This window comes from Clostridium sp. (assembly GCF_016650095.1).
Lineage (GTDB): Bacteria > Bacillota > Clostridia > Clostridiales > Clostridiaceae > Clostridium_AD.
Genome location: NZ_JAENWL010000298.1, coordinates 1 through 4716 on the forward strand (window position 1 = coordinate 1; position 4716 = coordinate 4716).

Sequence of the window (4716 nt, forward strand, 5' to 3'; positions counted from 1 at the left end):
AGGGCAAATTTCTGTAAGTAAAATAGAGTATCTAAAGAATAAAACGTTAGTCCATTATACTTATAAGGGTAATCACCCATATGGCAATGGTATGTGTGTTTTTCTAGAAGATGAAAAAGGTAATAGACTTAATAACCCAAGAAAAACCATTCAAAGAAATATAGATGGCTCATATATATTAGAGTGCTATCGTATTAATAAGAATAAGGGAATCAATATCGCTACAAGGTAACTTCCTGATTTAAAATTTCTTTTGGAGTTTGAAATACCATTAAACTAGCAGATTAGATTAATAATTGCGGGAACTACTTATAATTTAAGTAGTTCCTTTTTATACAAGAGGGACGTTCCAGAATATAAGGAGGGTATTATAGTCTGGAAATATGTGATGGCGAAATATGTAATCTTAGACGCAAAAAAAAGTATATATTACTAGAATTACTTGGCGCAGTGAAAGCATTTCTAGTAATATATACTTTTTTCAATTTAAACTACTTGGAATATGTAGAATTTTAAGTAGTAGGATTCATCAGAATTCCATAGGATTGGGTGATCCGCTGCTTGAGTTCTAAACTCTACTTGTCTAAGTGTTCGCTTAGCATCTAATGCTGCTTCAGCTATGGTATCTCTAAATAAATCAGGGTACATAAAGTGAGAACAAGAGCAAGTTACAAAATATCCGCCTGGTTTAACTAGTTTTATACCTCGTAGATTAATTTCTTTATATCCTCTTGTAGCGCCATTTACAGTTGAACGTGACTTTGTAAAAGCAGGGGGATCTAGGATTACAACATCATATTGCCTTCCTTCTTTTGACCATTCTTTTAGCACGTCAAAGGCGTTATGGGATTCGAATTTAACAATATCTGAAAGTCCGTTAAGTTCTGCATTTTTTCTAGAACATTCTACTGCATAGTCAGAGATATCTACTCCAAGTACACTTTTAGCTCCAGCTATACCTGCATTAAGGGCAAATGATCCTGTGTGTGTAAAACAATCTAAAACATCAGCATCCTTGCATAATCTGTGAATAGCTGCTCTATTTTCCTTTTGATCTAGGAAAAACCCAGTCTTTTGACCATTTGCAATGTCAACATAATATTTAACACCATTTTCAACAATTTGAAAAGTAGTGTCAAAGGGCTCTGTTAAAAATCCTGTTGTTTGTTCCATTCCTTCAAGCACGCGAACTCTAGCATCACTTCTTTCATAAACGCCCTTTGCATGATATTCATCTGTTAGTAGTTTAACAACTATATCTTTATATTTATCTATACCGAGCGCTAAAGATTGAATAACATAATAGTCTTCATATTTATCTATAATCATTCCAGGTACAAAATCTGCTTCTCCAAACAAAAATCTACAACTAGAAGTATCTATAACTGTTTCTCTATATGTCCAAGCAGCGTGAAGCCTCTTTCTGAAAAACTCTTCATCTATTTCTTCATGTATGTCTCTAGTCATTATTCTTATGGCAATTTTAGAAGCATCATTTATAAATCCTTTTCCTATAAACTCCTGCCTAAAATTATATACTTCAATTATGTCTCCATTTTCATATTCGCCATCAAAGTTTTCAATTTCATTGGCATATATCCAAAGGTGCCCATTTTCTGAATTCCTACCTTTACCTCTATATAAGTAAAATTTACAAGCCATTTTAAATTCCTCCTGTGTTCTTTAGGGAGACATAATAATTAATAATCACTATGTTCCATATATTTTTTATAGTTAAAAAAGTTTTTAATTATAAAATATTAAGCTATTTATCTATAGTAGTATACCACATTGAATTAATTTGTAATATAAAATTAATAAAATTGTTTTGACATAAGAGTAAATATAAATTACACTAGTATATGTGTCATTTTTTATTCCACACTTGAATTAAGAAAATACAGGTCAAATTGGACGGATTTTCTTTGAGTGGAAATCAATATAGCAAATCCTAATATTAATAACAAATAAGTATATGACTAGAAATAATTTCATAATGTAAAAATTATAAATATATAAAATCACAATATAGTAAGGAGAAACACAAATGAGTAGATTAGTAGTTAAAAATGTTAGCCATGGATTTGGTGACAGAGGAATATTTGAAGATGTATCTTTTAGATTACTTAAAGGCGAACACATAGCACTTATAGGAGCTAATGGAGAAGGTAAATCAACGTTCATGAACATTATTACAGGAAAGCTTATGGCAGATGAGGGCACCGTTGAATGGTCAAGTAGTGTAAGAGTGGGATACATGGATCAACACACTGTTTTGGAAAAGGGCAAAACTATTAGGGAAGTTTTAAGGGATGCTTTTAAATATCTTTTTAAATTAGAAGAAGAAATGATTAATGTAACAGAGAAAATGGGAGATGCCACGCCAGGCGAACTAGAAAAGTTATTGGATAGAATGGGAACAATTCAAGATTTGCTTGATAACAATGGATTTTATGCTATTGATTCTAAGATAGATGAGGTTGCTGCAGGGGTTGGACTCAAAGATGTTGGCCTTGAAAATGATGTTGAAGATTTAAGTGGGGGACAAAGGACGAAAATTCTTCTTGCAAAGCTTTTATTAGAAGTGCCAGATGTTCTACTGCTTGATGAACCTACTAACTTTTTGGATGAGCAGAATGTAGAGTGGCTTAAGAGATATCTTCAAAATTATGAAAATGCATTTATCCTAATATCCCATGATATTGAATTCTTAAAAGATGCAGTTAATATAATATATCATGTAGAAAATAAAAAATTAACTAGATATATAGGTTCATATGAAGAATTTTTAAGAGTTCATGAGGTTAAGCGAATTCAACTAGAATCTGATTATGAAAAGCAGCAAAAAGAAATTACTAGACTAAAGGTCTTTGTTGCTAAAAATAAAGCAAGAGCGTCTACAAGTGGAATGGCAAAATCAAGACAAAAGAAATTAGATAAAATTGATAGAATTGAAGTTACAAAAGATAAACCTAAGCCACAGTTTAATTTTAAATCTGCTAGAGCTTCAGGGAAAATAATATTTAGAACTAAGGATTTAGTAGTTGGATATGATACTCCATTATCGAGACCTATAGATTTATATATGGAAAGAGGGCAAAAGATTGCATTGATTGGTGCTAATGGTGTTGGAAAAACAACCTTATTAAAGAGCCTTATGGGTGATATCAATGCTGTTTCGGGACATACAAACTTAGGCGATTACCAATACATAGGATACTATGAACAAGAAATAAAGGGAGTCAACCGCAATAATTGTATTGAAGAATTTTGGCAAGAATTCCCAAGTTTAACTCAAGGTGAGGTAAGATCGGCACTTGCTAAGTGTGGACTTACTACGAAACATATCGAAAGTAAAATTACTGTGCTTAGTGGTGGAGAGCAAGCAAAGGTAAGGCTCGCTAAGCTTTTAAACAGGGAAAGCAATATATTGATCCTAGATGAGCCTACAAACCACTTAGATGTAGATGCTAAAGAAGAGCTCAAGAGGGCTTTAAAAGAATATACAGGAAGCATACTTTTAGTGTGCCATGAGCCAGAATTTTATCAAGACGTAGTTACAGATGTATGGGATTGTGAGGATTGGACAACTAAAATCGTATAATTTACATTAAAAAGAGCTAGAATAATTTCTAGCTCTTTTTTTATAGATCACTATTTAAAACATCTAATCCTAGATCTAGTATATTAGCAAATAATGATAATGTATTAGTATTTGGAATAACATTATTTTTAACATCTAATAATTTTCCAAGTCCATAATCTGTGCATATACTAACAGTAGGGAAATTAATTTCACCGAGGTCACAAATAATATCAGTTTCGTTTAATTCTATTTTAACTATTTTATCGTTAGGCTCTACTAAGATATAAAGTCTTGTATCACAGTTATATCTTAGAACTTTTAAAGTATCACTTATTAGTATCTCTTTGAGGTTAGTGTTAATATCATACTTTGAAGTAGTCGCAGCAATGTTATTTATAACAAAATAATAAATATTTCTTTTGTAGTTTACCTTATCTTTAAATTCTTGTAATCTTTCTAAATTTAAATTTATATTTACTGAGATTTCATCATTTTCTAAATTGTTAAAACTTTGTTTTATGTAAGTTAATTCTTCTTTTTCATGAAGTTCTCTATCTAATATATTCATACAGTTATCATAAATATCTTGAAATGAACTGACTGGTAAGGAATATTTTATATTATCTAAAATAAGGTAAACCTTAAATTTAGATTTATTAATATTTCTAGATGAATAATTGACCTCAACTAATAAGAGTTCATGGAGCAGCTGAGTATCAAGTGTTATTTTCTCAATTCCTTCACTAGATTGTAGAATGTAATTATCATTAGTAGATAAGTTTTGTGTATGTTGATTTATTATATAAGTACCTTTAAAACCAGCTTCAGTAATTTCACCAACTCTAAGTGAACTTTTCATTGGTAGTTTTTTTAAATTTATATATGGTCTATTTACACATAGGTTGTTTTTAGATATTATTCTCATAGTAAACTCCTTTATAGCTAACAGGATTATTAGTTTGATTTATAAATTATAACATAATTAGCATTCCCAAATATAAAAAACATAATTAATGTTTGAAATAGGAGTATTAAAAATTTATATTATTATAAAATGTAATGATGATTGGACAACTAAAATTATTATACAAGAAGCCTGAGTGCTGATAATAAAATAATTTTAAGGGAAG

Annotated in this window: 4 protein-coding genes; 2 read left to right on the top strand and 2 right to left on the bottom strand. The window is 30.3% G+C overall.

Features of this window, described 5'->3' with window-relative positions:
• On the top strand, nucleotides 1-232 hold a 232-nt coding region (locus tag JJE11_RS14815), incomplete at its 5' end, for a hypothetical protein (protein WP_291636970.1).
• 254 nt (nucleotides 233-486) lie between these two features.
• Here the strand turns inward: JJE11_RS14815 and JJE11_RS14820 are convergent.
• Complete coding sequence (locus JJE11_RS14820) at nucleotides 487-1662, bottom strand: class I SAM-dependent rRNA methyltransferase (protein ID WP_291636972.1); 1176 nt, start codon at nucleotides 1660-1662, stop codon at nucleotides 487-489.
• Nucleotides 1663-2047: 385 nt separating this feature from the next.
• Between JJE11_RS14820 and JJE11_RS14825 the strand changes: the two genes are divergently transcribed.
• Nucleotides 2048-3604, top strand: coding sequence for an ABC-F family ATP-binding cassette domain-containing protein (locus JJE11_RS14825; RefSeq protein ID WP_291636974.1), 1557 nt, complete (start codon nucleotides 2048-2050; stop codon nucleotides 3602-3604).
• Nucleotides 3605-3644: 40 nt separating this feature from the next.
• Here JJE11_RS14825 and JJE11_RS14830 read toward each other — a convergent pair whose 3' ends face one another.
• Nucleotides 3645-4511, bottom strand: a complete 867-nt coding sequence (locus JJE11_RS14830; protein WP_291636976.1) for a hypothetical protein — start codon at nucleotides 4509-4511, stop codon at nucleotides 3645-3647.
• Nucleotides 4512-4716: the final 205 nt, after the last annotated feature.